Raw genomic sequence first — 15,520 nt, forward strand, 5'->3', positions numbered from 1 at the left:
AGTTAAGTGGTCAAATCGAAACCTTTATGCACAGGCGCAGTCACAAACCGCTTCTTTTTCCCCCTGCTGCCCATTCATCACGATCTCAGCTTTTGCGTTCTCATCATCCAGGATGATTTCGCCCACGCTGGGAACGGTGATGCGGCCCGCATAGGGATTCTTGATGCTGATGACCGGGGTGGTAACAGTTGCCTGCACCCCGCTTTTTTCAAAAGCGAAATCCGCCCCTTCCATCTCGCAGTCGATGAGCTTTAAGTTTTTGCAGTAGCACAGCGGCTGTGTGCCGATGATCCTGCAGTGCTCAAAAGTGACATTTTCGCAGTACCAGGCCAGGTATTCGCCCTTCACGGTGCTGTTTCTGACCACGATGTTTTTGGCGTGCCAGAAGGCGTCCTTAGTGTCGAACACACAGTCTTCAAACACCGAGTCCTCGATGTACTGGAAGGAGTATTTCCCCTCCATCCGCACGTTTTTAAAGTGCAGATTATCAGAGCGCATCATAAAATATTCACTCTGGGCTGTACAGTCTTCCATTTCAATGCCCCGCACCGACCAGCCAAATTCCGGAGAGATAATGTCGCATCCACGCATTTTCACATTGCTGCATTCCCGCAGCGCCTTGATTCCGTGCAGCTTGGTGTCGTTGATTTCAATCCGGTCCGAATACCACAGGGCGGCCCGGCAGAGCTTAGTCAGCTCCGAATCGCGGATTTGAAGCCCATGGCCGTGCCAGAAGGGATACCGCAGATTAAAGAAGCAGTGGTCTGCAGCGATGTCCTCGCACTCTTTGAAGGCGCTCTCCCCATCGGCGGGGCCGTCAAAGGAGCAGTTTTTTATCATTAAGCCCTTCCTGCCGTACAGGGCACGCTCCATATCAAATGTCTTTTTTTCAATGAACTCCATCATTTTTCCTCCTACTTTTCCTGTCACTAACCGCAGATTGATGACCTGCGCACACTTCAGTGTGCTTCCACTTTTTCCTGTCACCAACCGCAGGTTGATGACCTGCGCACACTTCAGTGTGCTTCCACTTCTTGCTCAGTTGATAAACCAGATAATCCAAACAGTCGATTTTCTTTTCCTCCCTGTGCACTTTTTCGAGAAGATGATCCCTGTGCACAGACAAGAGATTCCTCTGTTGCTGCATACTTCCGCTTTTTTCAAAGGAAAGAAAGCGTTCTATCGTCTCTAAGTCACATCCGGCGTCCTTCAGATTCTGGATAATCGCCTGGGCAGAAAGATTTTCAGGCATATTTTCGTCCATATTTCTCCGCTCACTTTTTCTTTATTTTGTTGGACTGATTCGTACATCCTTATTGCTCCGGCCTGCCGGCAGAAAGTGTTTTTGTCTTTTTTCGGTTTTAGTATATCTCCGGTTCTCTTATATAGCAAATACTTATTTATTATTGCTTTGTATAGTTGTATCCTATAAATGTTTCTGATATAATTAGGCCAGTAATAAAGTGTAGTTATTTGGTATTCGGGGTACGAATACTAGGAGGTGTTTTAATGGAGCTGCGCGTTTTACAATATTTTTTGGCGGTGGCAAGGGAGCAGAGCATTTCAGCGGCGGCGGAGTCCCTGCATCTTACACAGCCAACGCTTTCCACACAGCTGAAGGCTATGGAGGACGAACTGGGCAAACAGCTTTTAATCAGAGGGACGAAAGGTTCCCGCAAGGTGACCTTGACCGAAGAGGGTATGATCCTTCGCAAGCGGGCGGAAGAAATCCTCCAGCTGGTAAAAAAAACGGAGGAAGAGGTAACCCAGTCTGATGAAACGATTGCGGGAAATGTTTTTATCGGAGCCGGGGAAACAGATGGGATACGCTTTCTGATAAAGGCCCAGCATGCTCTGCAGCAGAAATATCCTCTAGTTTATTTTCACATCCAGAGCGGGGACCGCAAAGACATACTGGAATCTTTGGATCGGGGGCTTTGCGATTTTGGACTTATACTGGGGGAAGCGGATACCTCGAAATATGATTATCTGGATATTCCCAGTCAGGATACCTGGGGAGTTTTGATGCGCCAGGACTCGCCGTTAGCGGATAAAGAAGTGATTAAGCCGGAAGATCTGTGGGATAAGCCGCTCATTCTGTCCCGCCAGGAATGTTTAGAAGGCATTCTTTTGCCCTGGCTGGGAAAAGAACGGGGGCAGATCAGGAAAGTCGCCACTTATAGCCTTCTGTTTAACGCTTCCCTGATGGTTGAGGAGGGGCTGGGGTACGCCGTTTGTCTGGACAAAATTATCAACACCAGCGGCGAAAGCAAGTTGTGTTTTCGGCCGCTGTCCCCCAAAGTGGATATGAAAATGCATGTTATTTGGAAAAAGTATCAGGTATTTTCTAAAGCAGCAGATAAATATCTGCAGCAGCTGCGGCAGTCTTTAGAGCAAAACTTGATCTTCCCCTAACAATCTGCGGTAAATCTCCAGATCAATATCTTTATAAACATTAAAAACAACCCGTTGTATCCGATTATCTGTCTGTAGAAATTCTTTGACTGTTATCACGGCGATTTCAGCTGCCTCTTCATTTGGGAAGTGGAATTCGCCAGTTGAGATACAGCAAAAAGCGATACTTTTTAACCCATTGTCAGCCGCCAGTTTCAAACAGGAACGATAGCAGGAGGCCAGCAGTTCCCGATCTTGCCTCGTAACCCTGCCGCGAATAATCGGGCCTACCGTATGCAGAATATATCGGCAGGGCAGATTGTAAGCCGGCGTAATTTTTGCCCGCCCGGTGGGTTCGTCATGCCCCTGTGCTCTCATGATTTCGCTGCACTTTAAGCGCAATTCTATCCCGCTCTTTGAATGCACAATATTATCCGCACAGTTGTGAAGGGGGCAGAAACAACCCAAAAGTGCGGAATTGGCCGGATTCACTATGGAATCTATCCTCAGGCTCGTCATATCTCCCTGCCAGAGAATCATCCTGTCATCCATTTTCAGCGGTGATAAGTGATTCACATCTGTAATGCCCGCTGATTTATTTTCTGCAGTCAGATAATCATCCTGAATTTCAAGGAACTCCGGGCTGACAGGCGCAGGCGGCCGAACATTCATCAGGCTGCGCAGCAGATCTTTTTGGCCCTGCACACCGTCAGGTATCTGCACAGCCGAGTATTCATCTTTTTCCGACAGCAGATACTGAATCATCCATATTCTCTGCTCATCATGTGTCATAATTCTACTCCTTTCCCTCCGCCGGCAGTGTTCGTATAAGACAGCGGCGTGTTTCTTCCTGTGTGGTCCTCTCCTCTGTCATTGTGCTCTCACCTCATTTAGTATTTCTGCAATATCCCCGTCCATACACAGGGATCTCTCTGAGATCTCTTCAGGCGCCCAGGCCTGCCCGCGGTTCACGCAGATATAGAACGCGCGGTCCAGCTTCCGAGTCATCTGCCAGAACGGATATTTGATGATGACCGGGGTATTCATGCCCACTCCCAGCTCCAGAAACAGCACGCGTTTTTCCTGATTTTCCGCCAGGAAAACCTCATAGCGGGCTTCAGCCTCATGCCACGCTTCATCCTCCACAAAATACTGGTCACAGCGCAGATTCACTTCCATATTGCCGCCGCAGACCGGACATCTTGGCACCAGTTCCTCCGGAATCCGGCAGTTTCTCTGGAGAGCAAGCATGGCCCTGACCTGCGCCTCGTTATCATACAGTTTCTCATGGCATGCTCTGGCACACTGGAACTTTCCATAATCCCCCTGGGTAGCAAAGATTCTCTCCGGCTGAAAGCCTGCCAGCCAGAACTGATGGTCCACATTGGTGGTGATGACGAAATAGTTCTTATCCCGCACCAGATTAAGCAGATCCAGATAGGCTTTCCCCGCATCCTGATCATAGCGGTTATAATAGATATGGCGGCTCCAGTACGCCCATTTTTCCTCCTGTGTTTGGAACGGATAAAATCCGGCGGAATACATATCCGTCATATGATACCGCTCTATAAACTCGCTGAAATGGCGTGTAAACCGTTCCCCTGTATATGTGAAACCCGCTGCCGCGGACAGCCCGGAGCCCGCGCCGATGACCACGGCCTGCGCCTGTGCCAGCTGCTCTATCATGCTTTCTATACCGTTCATATACTCACCTTTTGCTTTCTCTGTATTTTTCAGCCGCCTTAGCCGGGCTTATCTCTTAATATTTTTAGATACTTACTATTTTGTACCTATGCATGTATAATAGAGGTAAATTCATTCAGTTTAAATCATTCAGGAGGTGCTTTCATGAATCCGACAAAAAAGATACCGGACTGTCCTGTGGAAATGACTCTGCAGCTCATCGGGGACAAATGGAAGGTCCTGATCATCCGTGATCTGCTGACAGGGACCAAGCGCTTTAGCGAGCTGATGCGTTCCGTAAACGGCATCACACAGAAAGTTCTGACCGGCCATCTGCGCGCCATGGAACAGGACGGTCTGCTCACCCGCAAAATCTACCCGGAAGTTCCTCCCAGAGTGGAATATACCCTGACTGAAACAGGATACAGCCTGAAGCCGATCCTCGAGTCCATGTTCCAGTGGGGGACCGATTACAAAAACGGCCTGAATCCTTAACGTTTCTATTCTTATCTTAAACCAGTATGGGATCTTTGAAAAGAATGCACTTTAAAGTGGTTTGGTATCAAAAGCGGGCCATAGTTACCGGAAGGAAACCATGACCCGCTTATACTTGATTAACATTTATACCGGTGACAGAGAAAGCTCTTTAAAACGTTATAAAACCGTCTTCGGCCGATCTATCTCTTGTCCCGAAGCGTAACATCATGCGCTCCGCCTTCCACAATGCTGGTCGCGGAAACCAATGTTATCTTCGCTTTTTCCTGCAGCTCCGGAATGGTCAGAGCTCCGCAGTTGCACATTGTGGAGCGCACTTTACTTAAGGTCAGATTCACGTTGTCCTTTAAGCTTCCGGCATAGGGCACCAGGGAATCAACGCCTTCTTCAAAGGAAAGCTTCTTCTCCCCTCCCATATCGTAGCGCTGCCAGTTTCTTGCCCGGGCGCTTCCTTCTCCCCAGTATTCTTTCATATAGCTCCCGTTAATATTGACTCTCTTGGTAGGGCTCTCGTCAAATCTGGCAAAATATCTGCCCAGCATTACGAAATCCGCTCCCATGGCCAGGGCCAGCGTTATATGGTAGTCATGCACGATGCCGCCGTCGGAGCAGACGGGAACATAGATCCCGGTTTCCTCATAATAGGCATCTCTGGCCTTTGCCACCTCGATCAGCGCGGTGGCCTGGCCCCTGCCGATGCCTTTCTGCTCACGGGTGATGCAGATCGCTCCGCCTCCGATCCCGACCTTGACAAAGTCGGCTCCTGCGTCCGCAAGAAAGCGGAATCCGTCCGCATCCACCACGTTGCCGGCTCCCACCTTCACACTGTCCCCATAATTCTTCCGGATATAATCGATTGTCAGCTTCTGCCACTCGGAAAAACCTTCTGAGCTGTCTATACAGAGCGCATCCGCGCCGGCCTCTATAAGCGCCGGAACTCTCTGCTCATAATCCCTGGTATTGATACCGGCCCCTACCATATAGCGTTTAGAGCTGTCGATGGACTCATTTTCATTCTTCTTATGCGTATCATAATCCTTGCGGAATACCAGATACACCAGCTCCTGGTTTTTATTTACCAGCGGCAGGCAGTTGATCTTATGCTCCCAGATGATATCGTTGGCCTCTTTCAGCGTGGTCTCCTCATCCGCATACACGAGATTCTCAAATCTGGTCATAAATTCTTTTACCTGAGTATCCGGACTCATACGGCTCACCCGGTAATCCTTGTTCGTAACTATTCCCAGAAGCTTTCCATTGGGACCGCCGTCCGCTGTCACAGGGATTGTGGAATGGCCTGTCCGTTCCGTGAGCTCCAGCACGTCCTTCAACGTCATCTCCGGTGACACATTGGAATCGCTCACCACAAAACCGGCCTTGTAATTCTTCACACGCCGAACCATCTTCGCCTGCTCTTCCACAGTCTGAGAGCCGTAAATGAAGGACAGCCCTCCTTCCTGCGCAAGCGCGATCGCCAGCCGGTCATCGGAAACCGACTGCATGATGGCGGAAACCATCGGAATATGTATGGATAACGCGGGCTCCTCACCTTTTTTATACCTGACAAGAGGGGTCTTTAAATCCACATTCGCCGGTATGCATTTGGCGGAGGAATAACCCGGAATTAAAAGGTATTCGCTGAATGTTCTGGACGGTTCTTCGTAATAGTGTGCCATGTCATCTCTCCTTTTCTTAATGTTTTTTTTGTAAATCATCTGCAATAGGTATCTGGATTATATCATATTTTCCAAATTAAGACGATACATTTGCCCACTTTATTTCAGCCTTTATTTCACCGCTTTATTTCGCCCAGGGGCAGCCAGGCTTTCATCCCGTACGGCTTCTCATCCGCTGCGTAATATGCTGAAATACCCCCAGGCACAAAATGCACCGGAGGTATCTGTTATGACATTTCAGCAACACAGTTCGTTGGGATAGGGTAATATCTAGATTTTATCGGTTTATATAGTTTTATGCTATACCTTTTGAAAAACCGTATACTTCATTGCGCAGTTTTTTCCGATCCCCATCTGATATTTTCGTATAATGTGATACCCCATATCCTCATAAGGCTGATGCATCGGAAGGGAAACTTCCAGTTCAATCGTATCATAATCCTTTTTTAACATGGCTTCCAATGCCTGAAGTGTCCGAACACCGTACGTTTCTAATTCATCGGGCATTTCGTAAAGTTCAACAATTCGGTTTTGCTCCGTTTGCGCAGTACCGATGATCTTATCGCAGCGCTTCACGATCCATACTGATTCGTTATCAATCAGTCCCTGGATCCGCTGCCTGCTGTAATACATATCCATAAATCTCACGACATCGCCACTGTAATATTTTCCGTAAACATTCTGCGCAGCGCTGTGAATCAGATTCATAATTTCCCGCCAGTTTTCCCTTTTTGCCCTGGACAGCTTCAAAATGCTCTCATCTCCCGGAACTTTAAGGGATGTGATCACAGCTGAAATACGGGCCTGCACCTTTTGAACCTCACCCATTTTCCAGTTTTCTAATAGAGGAATCAAACGTACATCCCTGCTGCTGCGGATTTTCTCGAGGACCTCGAATGCCACCTGCCGGTTCGCGTTTCGCAGACTGGGAAGTACCTCATACTGTCCTTTCTCCATGTCCTCGCAGCATTTTTCGTACAATTCCTCTGCATAGGTTTCCGCCTCAATCGACCATCCCCGTTCGGAAAACACCAGCACCGGAAGCTTCCAGTTATACTCGATCCTAAGATAATCTTCCCGGATCATCCAGTCGATCCGGCTTATGATCTCCTGAATCGTGATCTTTTGGTAAAAGCCATACGCCGGGCATTGGTCCAGCTTATGCTCCAGCACCTTCTTATCCTTTGAGCCTTTGAGAATTTTTGCAAGAAGATTCCGCCCGCCTACAGAAATCAGTTCATCCGCGGCTCGTAGTATCATTCGGATTTCCGGCTCTGAAAGAGCGGCTTGTGATTGTGTGGGGTATGTACTGTGTGAACGTGGCATTTCAATTTCCCTCCTTTTCCAGTCACCGGCCGAAGGCGGCTGACTGGTGTACTCTTCAGTATACTTCCGCTTAGCAGTTTTTATCCAAGCTGCTATTTTTACTCAGCATATTTAGGGGCGTTATTGAAAAGGCGATTCCTCATCGAACAAAGACAGCTGTTGGTATTCGTCCTTCCTGTATTTCCCATATTCTCCCCAGGTATATCCCTTCAACACGGCGGAAGGAAATTCATTGCGGAACTTAAGAAATATATTCCCCATAGCCTTTGTCATATGTATCTTATAATTCTCCATCTCCTCCTGAATCCAATAGAGATATTCCTGCTCCGGAGTCCCCGTGGCAATAAGCATTACTAATTGCTCCAAAAAATCAAACGCTTCATCCGGTATCCAGCCCTTCTCCTGAAGCAGATAACTGAACGTATTTACATAAACAGGATAGGCTGTCCGCCAGTCACCGGACCGCAGCGTATCCTGTATACCCTTACTTAATTTACAGTACCTCTTTACGGGATATTTTTCTCTTCCGTGCAGAACTTCTACGAGGACCGAATCAGAATAAACGCTGATATATGTCGTTCCGTCAGCATCTTCCATACAATTCCAGAACTCCCACCGGCTAAGCTTTTCAACTGCATCCTCAACCAGTTCCTTTGAACCTGCCAAAGTATCTGCATTCTCACAAAGCAGCTCATAAAGCATATTCCGCTCAACCACACCATAAATATTCACAAGAGACAACAGCGTAAATTCAAGATCACACCGTTTTTGAAGGTGTTCCAAAGCTTTATACTCTGTATCACCCGCTTTCCCCTGTTTCACTTTAAGGAAAAAATGCTCTTCACTCTCATCTATTTCAGTCAGACCTGCTTCCTCTAATCGGTACAGCAAATCTATTTCCTCATCTACGGCCATCACAAAATCCTTTTTGACCAGGCGAAGCCATGTGTTCTGAAGCAAAGCCGGTACTGCCATGAGCTTCTCTTCGATCACTCTTTCTTCTTCAATTTCCGGTGTACATATGATCTCTGCCGTTGAATCAGAATCGTCTTCGTCTAAATCGTCTTCATCTTCATCATCTTCGTCATAATCGCTTTCCCCATCATACCACAGTGCATCCTCTCCCGGATATTGGCACAGCTCTCCCTGGCTCTCTATCACCTTCACCGGTATTTCCTGATCCGCCTCCCTGACTTTCATCACAGTAATATAAAACTTCCACTCATCCCCGAAATCAAATAAGTAAAGATATTTATTTCTCACTACAGGATTGACATCCCGCAGGCGGACCTTGTCGGCGCATTCTCCCCGTTCCCCCATTGGATGATAGATTCCGTTGGGATCATAGGGCTTTCTGTTCAAACTAAACATATATAAATGGTCGTTGTCAAATTCAAAGGCTTTCAGAATCGAGGCGCTTAACTCCGCAAATGTCCGGTTGCCACTGATCTCCATAATCCGGTAAATATCGCTGTCTAACGCCCATGTGATTTTTAACTGATAGTATACATACGGTTTTTTGTCTGTTGCTGTTTTCTTTTTCATCATCCGCACTCCTTGCCTGTGTTTGTCTTTTAAGCTTCATTCTGTCGTTCACAGTAAATCACTTCCCTACTCACAATATCCTGTTTCGATTTTATCTCAAAACTATTTCTGCTCTTGGGTCATAATCAATGCTCGTAGCGTTACAATCATTCTCTATCTTCCAAACATTTATGCGCTTATTATTTTCCGAAAAACATTTCAAATACATTTGTGGTACATAATGTTGATTTTTCACAGCTCCACTCATATGTATCCTCCCCCTTCATACCATTCTTTTAGATTATATCATAGATTTTTAGACTTGGGGATGCTGTAGCATCTCGGTACACAGAAATGTTGTTGTCGATAGTAAATACTGCCAACAATAAAGCTCTCGACACTAAGCGTTTTGGCTTGTTGGGAAGTATCCCAAACCTTCTTTTTATTACCCAAACAGATACATTTGCTCACTTTATTTCACCACCCTGAACCGTTACACTTAACATAAAATCCGGTCAAAAAATCAACAATATTACATCGCATATCTGATAGTATCCCAATCTCTGCCTATGGTATCATGCTTTTATAGAAACGAAAGCTCCTGTGAACTCTTATATCACAGGAAGCCATCAAAAAACAGGGAGGTTCATTATGGCTTTAATGCAATTTTTCTTTGAAAGCAGATACCTGCAGGGAAATACGCTGGTGGATGTCATTCTGCCCGATCTGCCCCGGAGGCTGGAACCGAAGGAATTCTATCGGAACAATGTGAAATATCCCGTACTGTGGCTGCTGCATGGTTCCTATGGCGATGCAACAGACTGGCAGCGCCGAACCAATATTGAGCTCTATGCCACCGACAGAAATGTAATCGTCGTCATGCCTTCCGCATTGAACAGCAATTACTCCAACTGGTCCAATTATATGAACGGCTACCATTGCTATGACTATATCACTGAGGAGCTCATGCCCCTCGTCTATGGCTGGTTTCCCGCGTCGGAAAAGAGAGAAGACAATTTCATAGCAGGTCTGTCCATGGGCGGCCGCGCAACGATTAAATTCGCCGTAAATTATCCCGAAAAGTTCGGTGCAATGGCAGCTCTCTCTGCTACACCTACCGACTGGAGCGAAATGGGTCCGGATCATCCTAACATGACCCTGAATACCAACGCATTCCGGCTGAAAAACTCCATTACGAATGCCGGAGGTCTGGAAAATTACCTGAATTCCGAAGAAAACACCTGGAGAATCATCAATGAGAAGGCCAGTACGGGTGAACTTCCCCGGCTGATGTTTGCCTGCGGTTTGGACGAAGGCATGCTTCTTGACAACATGCTGAAGTTTAAAAAGCACGCCGAGGAAGATTTAGGACTTGACATTCACTATTTCTTCCTTCCGGGTTATCATCACGAATGGCGTTTCTGGGATAAGGCCATCCAGGAAGCATTGGATTTCTTTGGCCTGAAGCCAACCGGAGACAGCATTTTTTAGCAGGAAAAGTGGAAAGGCAGGAGATAAAATGAAAATACGCGTAAAGCTGCTCCCAGGCACTCCGAATGATTCGAATCGGGATTATCTTCCCGAGGGCATACTGGGGAGCGATATGGTCGTCAATGAAAATGGGAATAACTCGCAGCCCCTTCCCGAAAGACTTAGGAAGTTCCATGAAACTCTCCAGGATGGGTTCGAAGGCACCTGGTACGAATACGTGCCCTCCACCTATGATCCAGCAAAGAAAACCCCTATAGTATTCAGCATGCACGGCGGACTCATGACCGGGTGGGGGCAGTGTGTATACACGAGCTGGTCGATGATTGCGGAACGTGAAGGTCTCATCGTTGTTTATCCGGACGGGCACAGCAACCGGTTTTGGTCAATGGTGAAGATGACAGGAAGAAAGGCGCCTGCCAAATGCGCCGGGATTGCCATCCCTCCCGATACCGATACCGCAGAAGAAAATTATGACCAAAACTTTATCCTTCGGCTCATTGATCATATGAAGGCAAAGTATAATGTGGATGAATCCCGAATTTTCATGCAGGGAATGTCAAACGGTTCCGGTGTGACGCAGCAATTCGCGCAATACTACGGTGATCGCATTACCGGTGCCTGTATCTCTGCAGGCGCACACCGTATGCTGGCCTATACAGACGGAAATGGGCATTTGGTAAACCGCGCAGGCGCTCTTGACATTTGGCTCACCTGCCCGGAAAACAATTCCATATACCCCAAAAACCTGCCGCAGGAAGCGCGGGCAGCGAAGGAAGCGCGGTACTATTGGATGAAGGTCAATCAGGCTGCGCCCATCCCGCAGATCAAAATCGTCGGAGAAGATAATTTTGCCTTTTATCATGGTAAAAAAGCAAATCTTACCTTTTTGGATGTAAAAAACCGAGATCACGGGCAGACGCTGGACGAAGCCTGCATTTGCTGGGACTACATGTTTTCCGGATCCAGCCGGAAAGAGCACCAAATGATTCATACGGATACGCGGGAGCAGAGATCCGGCGATGGTTTTGCCGCCGCCTTCACCCCGGGTGTTGCGCAGGTTTGGTGGCACAATGAAGTCTATGCGCTTCCGGCTGCACCGGTGATGAAGCAGATGCTCAAGTATCATGGGCTGAATGGGGACAGCATCGTCCGTGGAGAATACCTGATGGTTCCCCTTCGCTTTCTTGCACAGATGTCCGGCGCACAATACTTCCCATCAAAGGATGGCCGGTCCGCCATTGTAGAATTGCCAAACGGAAGCGTTCTGCAATTTGCCCAAGGTGTGATCGGCTGCATGATTGACGATTCCTTGCGCTCTATGTCCTGTGAGACTATCCTAAGGGAACACGAGCTTTTGGTGAGTGTGGAATGGTATGCCCAATACATCCTGAATAAGACCATATCAAAATGCAGCGATGTTGTGTATGTCACCGACCATTTTGCGCAGCTGTCCTATTTTATGGCCGACTTGCTCAAGGACCTTCTCAATCACAGGGAAATGCCGGAAAACTTCATTCAGGATGCATTATCCCTGTAAACGGATAGCTGTCTTTGCGGTCATCAGAAATCCGGCTTATTTCTGCTCTGTCTGCGAAAGTCGCTCGGGGTCATATTTGTGATCTTCTTGAACATTTGGGTAAAGTATGGAAAATTACTATAGCCCAGTTCCAGCGCAATAATCGTAATTGGCAGCGAGGAGTTTTGCAGCAGATCCTTCGCTGCCATTATTTTGCAGTCAATGATAAAATCCTTAATATTTGTTCCTGTGTTCCGTTTGAACAACCGGGTAAAGTACTCTGGGCTTAAGTTTACGTGCCTGGCGACATCTTTAACGGACAGCGTCTCACTTAAGTTTTCCATGATATATGTTTTGGCTCTTTCCACATAATCAAGTTCCGGAAATGTCTGACTGCCTGCCTCCGCCGCCAAAATCAAAAAATTGACTGCATTCTTAAGGGATTCTATAGTATTATAGCTCTCCATATAGTCGGCATAGGACAGGGTGTCATTAAACAGAGAATTCACATCAATGCTGTTATCATAAAAATAGCGAAAAAACATCTGCGTCAGAAGCTGATGGAGTTCACACAGTTTCTGATACTTATTGGGGTATTGTGAGAATTTGCTGTCAATATATGAGAAAATATCCTTTTTCAGCACGCTCCCATAATGGTTTTTCAGCATCTCGCTCCATCTTGCAATATACTCCGTTGAGGAAGTAGGGATGGATTCAATCCCGCCGGCGGCACAAACTGCAAAAATACCGGGCGTATGCTCAATATTGTTCCTCATATCATTTCCCATTCGAACAAGCTCATTACGAATCTCGCAAAGAGGAAACAGTTCCCCCACATAGCATGCAAACTGCTTTTCCGGCAGACACAAGCCAAGCTGCCGGTAAAAATCTTCCAGCCTGCTCATCTGAATGGGCAGCCGGATGCCGTCCTCGTCAAAAAGGAGAACCAGAAACCTTCTGTGCCGGTCCATAAACAGCAAAAGCTCCGGCTTTGGCGATAGTTTTGCCGTTTCCGCGCTTGTCTCAATTGCCTCACGGATTTCCTTTTCGGACGGTGCATTTTGTGAATTGCAGGCAAACTCAAAGTTATTGATAATCAAAATCTGCGTCGGTGTTTTTTCGTGGATCCTGTAGCCGGCCTCCCTAAGCTCTGCTCTTGCTTCCGCAACGTCCTTCGGATTTTTATATAATAATTTTTGAGAAATCGTATTTAAAAAAGCATACTTGTTTGCCTCATAGCGCCGTCCCATTTCTCCCAGTGCTTTTGTCTTCCGGTCATTCTCAAGCTTGATGATTGCGCGTTTCAACGATGACTCAATGGCATGCGCCGGCGCCGGCTGCACCAAATAATCAAAGCATCCTAATCTCACACCTTCCTGTGCATAGAAGAAATCTGCGTGTGATGTCAATAGAATCCTTACTGTATCGGGATATTGCTCTTTTACCATCTGATTCAGCGCCAGTCCGTTGATTCCCGGCATTTCCACGTCCGTGAGCAAAATATCGACCGGAATCGTTTGGAAGATTTCCATTGCCTGTTCTGCGCCTGTCGCCGTCTTTACGCAGTCAATTCCGATTCCAGTAAAATCAACCGTGGCCTTCAGACCGGTAAGCACGCTTGTTTGATCGTCAACGATTAAAACTGTCATTTTGGGTTCCTTTCTGTTCTGGCTTCCTCTGAAATAAACGGCAGATAAATTACGGTAACAGCGCCGCAATTGGGCGCATTATAAAACGCAATATGGCCATCCCCCTGAAAAATAATTTTCATTCGGCGCTTCAAGTTGTTGATTCCCACATTGTATTGATCAAAATCGCCGACAGGCTCCGCGTTTAATTCATTGATTGCCTGTGGCGTATACCCCGCACCGTTATCGGTAACATGAATTCGCAGATAAGTTTTTCCTTCCGTTTCCACCTTGGATGCTGCGATCTGAAAAAGGAGTGTTCCGCTGTTTTTTCCGTTATGCTTGTATGTATTCTCCAGCAGTGTCTGAAGCAGCAGTCCGGGGACCCTGCAGGTTTGCAGTTCATTTGGGACATCATTATAAAGCAGAAACGGTCTGGGAAAATCAGCAGAGATTATTTTATGATAGTCAGAAACTTCTTTTAGTTCCTCCTTCAGCGTGATCAGCGAGAGCGTATCCATAAAGATATACCGCATATGTGCAGAAAATGCAGAAATCATCATCTGCATTTTCCCGGTTTCTCCTATTTCTGACATACTGTAGAGGCTTTTTAAACAGTTTAAAAAGAAATGGGATCTGGTTTGCAATTGGTAGTATTGGAGCATGGCATGTTCCTCTGCCATTTCCTTTTTTTGCTTCGCCAATTCAAGCTCCACCTTTTGGTTGAGCAGATTATTCAGTGCATTACGAATCTGATCAAACTCCACATATGTATCTTTATCTTTGGCTTGAATTTCCTCCGGACAGACGCTATCCTCCAGGTGCTGAGACATCGCTGCAATTTCCTGCAGCGGAAAACACAGGACACGCTTCAAAAAACGATAACAGAGCAGCGTAACGATATTGATCAGCAGTATCAGCGTAACAAAAAAGCTGATTTGCGGCATCAGTGATGAAACAATGGCCGACACCGGTGTAATCAGACTGATCCCTGCGTGAAGGAAATCAATCGGTTCCGTATATACAAACATATTGCAAATCTGCATACCCTGTGCCGTCTTCGCCCGATTCAAGTCCTCTGTGCACAGGCCCCTGCTCTCCAAAGCGGATGCATTGACGATGGCTTTCCCATCCTGATAGACAACAATCTCGCCGTAAGTTTGTTCCAGAGCAGGCTGATTATACTCCAAATATTCATTGAGATCCACAACAGAACACAGGTACAGCGAACGGGATGCATTGACATGATACGCCAGCACATGCCCATTGCATTCAAGCATTTTCCACATGCCATACTCCGATTCAGGCATTTCCGACACCAGCGCTTGCATCACATTCTTGCTGTCCATTTTTTCCGCAGGAGTTAAGTAATCCATGTCCGCACCAAAGAAAAACAACGCCCTGTCATGTACACAGTCAATAATGAATGTGGCACTGTAGGACGGTGTTCTGGACAGAACGATTCGCCGTATATTATATTCGGAAACCACGCGCTGGGCATCCGTACAGCGGGGCAGGGACAGGATCAAAAAATCCGTATCATTTGCCACGATATCCCGGTTAAAGGACGAGATAGAACCAAAATCCTTTTCCAGCTGCCGGATACTTCTGTCCAGTTCCTGCCTCATCGCCACCGTGATTCCCCGTTCCGCATCCGAAATGGCGTACAGTCCAAACGCAACCGCTAAAACAGACAGAATGACGATCATCACCATAAATACGCTGACAAACAGTTTCTGAACGGATTTTTTTCCCATATTGCTTCCCCCTTAGCCAATGGCAATCAT

General features: G+C 47.0%; 14 protein-coding genes. 4 read left to right on the top strand and 10 right to left on the bottom strand.

Annotation, left to right across the window (positions count from 1 at the left end):
• Positions 1-24: 24 nt before the first annotated feature.
• Together DWZ56_RS00320 and DWZ56_RS23395 are read right to left on the bottom strand one after the other, a co-directional pair.
• Entirely contained in the window at positions 25-906 is an 882-nt protein-coding gene (locus DWZ56_RS00320; protein ID WP_330424808.1) for a DUF3737 family protein, read from the bottom strand.
• The gene (locus tag DWZ56_RS23395) at positions 890-1,264 is read right to left on the bottom strand and encodes a hypothetical protein (protein ID WP_330424809.1); all 375 of its coding nucleotides are present in this window, start codon (positions 1,262-1,264) and stop codon (positions 890-892) included. The genes DWZ56_RS00320 and DWZ56_RS23395 overlap by 17 nt, the downstream gene beginning before the upstream one ends.
• Positions 1,265-1,509: 245 nt before the next feature.
• Here DWZ56_RS23395 and DWZ56_RS00330 point away from each other — a divergent pair, with 245 nt between their 5' ends.
• Positions 1,510-2,415 carry a LysR family transcriptional regulator gene (locus DWZ56_RS00330; RefSeq protein WP_118554395.1) on the top strand — a complete coding sequence of 302 codons (906 nt, stop codon included), beginning with the start codon at positions 1,510-1,512 and terminating at the stop codon, positions 2,413-2,415.
• On the opposite strand, the gene DWZ56_RS00335 is transcribed toward DWZ56_RS00330, so the two are convergent.
• Together DWZ56_RS00335 and DWZ56_RS00340 are read right to left on the bottom strand one after the other, a co-directional pair.
• A complete protein-coding gene (locus DWZ56_RS00335) occupies positions 2,389-3,186 on the bottom strand; it encodes a protein-ADP-ribose hydrolase (protein WP_118554396.1) in 798 nt (265 codons plus the stop codon). The two genes, DWZ56_RS00330 and DWZ56_RS00335, sit on opposite strands and share 27 nt — an antisense overlap.
• A gap of 78 nt (positions 3,187-3,264) precedes the next feature.
• Entirely contained in the window at positions 3,265-4,098 is an 834-nt protein-coding gene (locus tag DWZ56_RS00340) for an SIR2 family NAD-dependent protein deacylase (RefSeq protein WP_118554397.1), read from the bottom strand.
• 144 nt (positions 4,099-4,242) lie between these two features.
• On the opposite strand from DWZ56_RS00340, the gene DWZ56_RS00345 reads away from it, so the two are divergent.
• The gene (locus tag DWZ56_RS00345; RefSeq protein ID WP_118554398.1) at positions 4,243-4,572 is read left to right on the top strand and encodes a winged helix-turn-helix transcriptional regulator; all 330 of its coding nucleotides are present in this window, start codon (positions 4,243-4,245) and stop codon (positions 4,570-4,572) included.
• Between the two features lie 182 nt (positions 4,573-4,754).
• On the opposite strand, the gene DWZ56_RS00350 is transcribed toward DWZ56_RS00345, so the two are convergent.
• From DWZ56_RS00350 to DWZ56_RS23705, 4 genes are all read right to left on the bottom strand, one after another.
• Positions 4,755-6,248, bottom strand: a complete 1,494-nt coding sequence (locus tag DWZ56_RS00350; RefSeq protein ID WP_118554399.1) for an IMP dehydrogenase — start codon at positions 6,246-6,248, stop codon at positions 4,755-4,757.
• Between the two features lie 300 nt (positions 6,249-6,548).
• Complete coding sequence (locus DWZ56_RS00355) at positions 6,549-7,574, bottom strand: RQC-minor-1 family DNA-binding protein (protein WP_118554400.1); 1,026 nt, start codon at positions 7,572-7,574, stop codon at positions 6,549-6,551.
• A gap of 120 nt (positions 7,575-7,694) precedes the next feature.
• Positions 7,695-9,122 (bottom strand): plasmid pRiA4b ORF-3 family protein, encoded by a 1,428-nt coding sequence (locus DWZ56_RS00360; RefSeq protein ID WP_243094993.1) that lies wholly within the window; start codon positions 9,120-9,122, stop codon positions 7,695-7,697.
• An 88-nt stretch (positions 9,123-9,210) separates the two neighbouring features.
• The gene (locus tag DWZ56_RS23705) at positions 9,211-9,366 is read right to left on the bottom strand and encodes a DUF4238 domain-containing protein (protein ID WP_118554402.1); all 156 of its coding nucleotides are present in this window, start codon (positions 9,364-9,366) and stop codon (positions 9,211-9,213) included.
• Positions 9,367-9,749: 383 nt separating this feature from the next.
• On the opposite strand from DWZ56_RS23705, the gene DWZ56_RS00370 reads away from it, so the two are divergent.
• Positions 9,750-10,589 (top strand): alpha/beta hydrolase, encoded by an 840-nt coding sequence (locus tag DWZ56_RS00370; RefSeq protein ID WP_118554403.1) that lies wholly within the window; start codon positions 9,750-9,752, stop codon positions 10,587-10,589.
• Positions 10,590-10,617: 28 nt separating this feature from the next.
• A complete protein-coding gene (locus DWZ56_RS00375; RefSeq protein WP_118554404.1) occupies positions 10,618-12,126 on the top strand; it encodes an alpha/beta hydrolase family esterase in 1,509 nt (502 codons plus the stop codon).
• Positions 12,127-12,149: 23 nt separating this feature from the next.
• Here the strand turns inward: DWZ56_RS00375 and DWZ56_RS00380 are convergent, their stop codons facing one another.
• Both DWZ56_RS00380 and DWZ56_RS00385 read right to left on the bottom strand, forming a co-directional pair.
• A complete protein-coding gene (locus DWZ56_RS00380) occupies positions 12,150-13,754 on the bottom strand; it encodes a response regulator transcription factor (RefSeq protein ID WP_118554405.1) in 1,605 nt (534 codons plus the stop codon).
• Positions 13,751-15,490 carry a sensor histidine kinase gene (locus DWZ56_RS00385; RefSeq protein WP_118554406.1) on the bottom strand — a complete coding sequence of 580 codons (1,740 nt, stop codon included), beginning with the start codon at positions 15,488-15,490 and terminating at the stop codon, positions 13,751-13,753. Before DWZ56_RS00385 ends, DWZ56_RS00380 begins: the two co-directional genes overlap by 4 nt.
• Positions 15,491-15,520: the final 30 nt, after the last annotated feature.

This window comes from Lachnotalea sp. AF33-28 (assembly GCF_003477885.1).
GTDB lineage: Bacteria > Bacillota > Clostridia > Lachnospirales > Lachnospiraceae > AF33-28.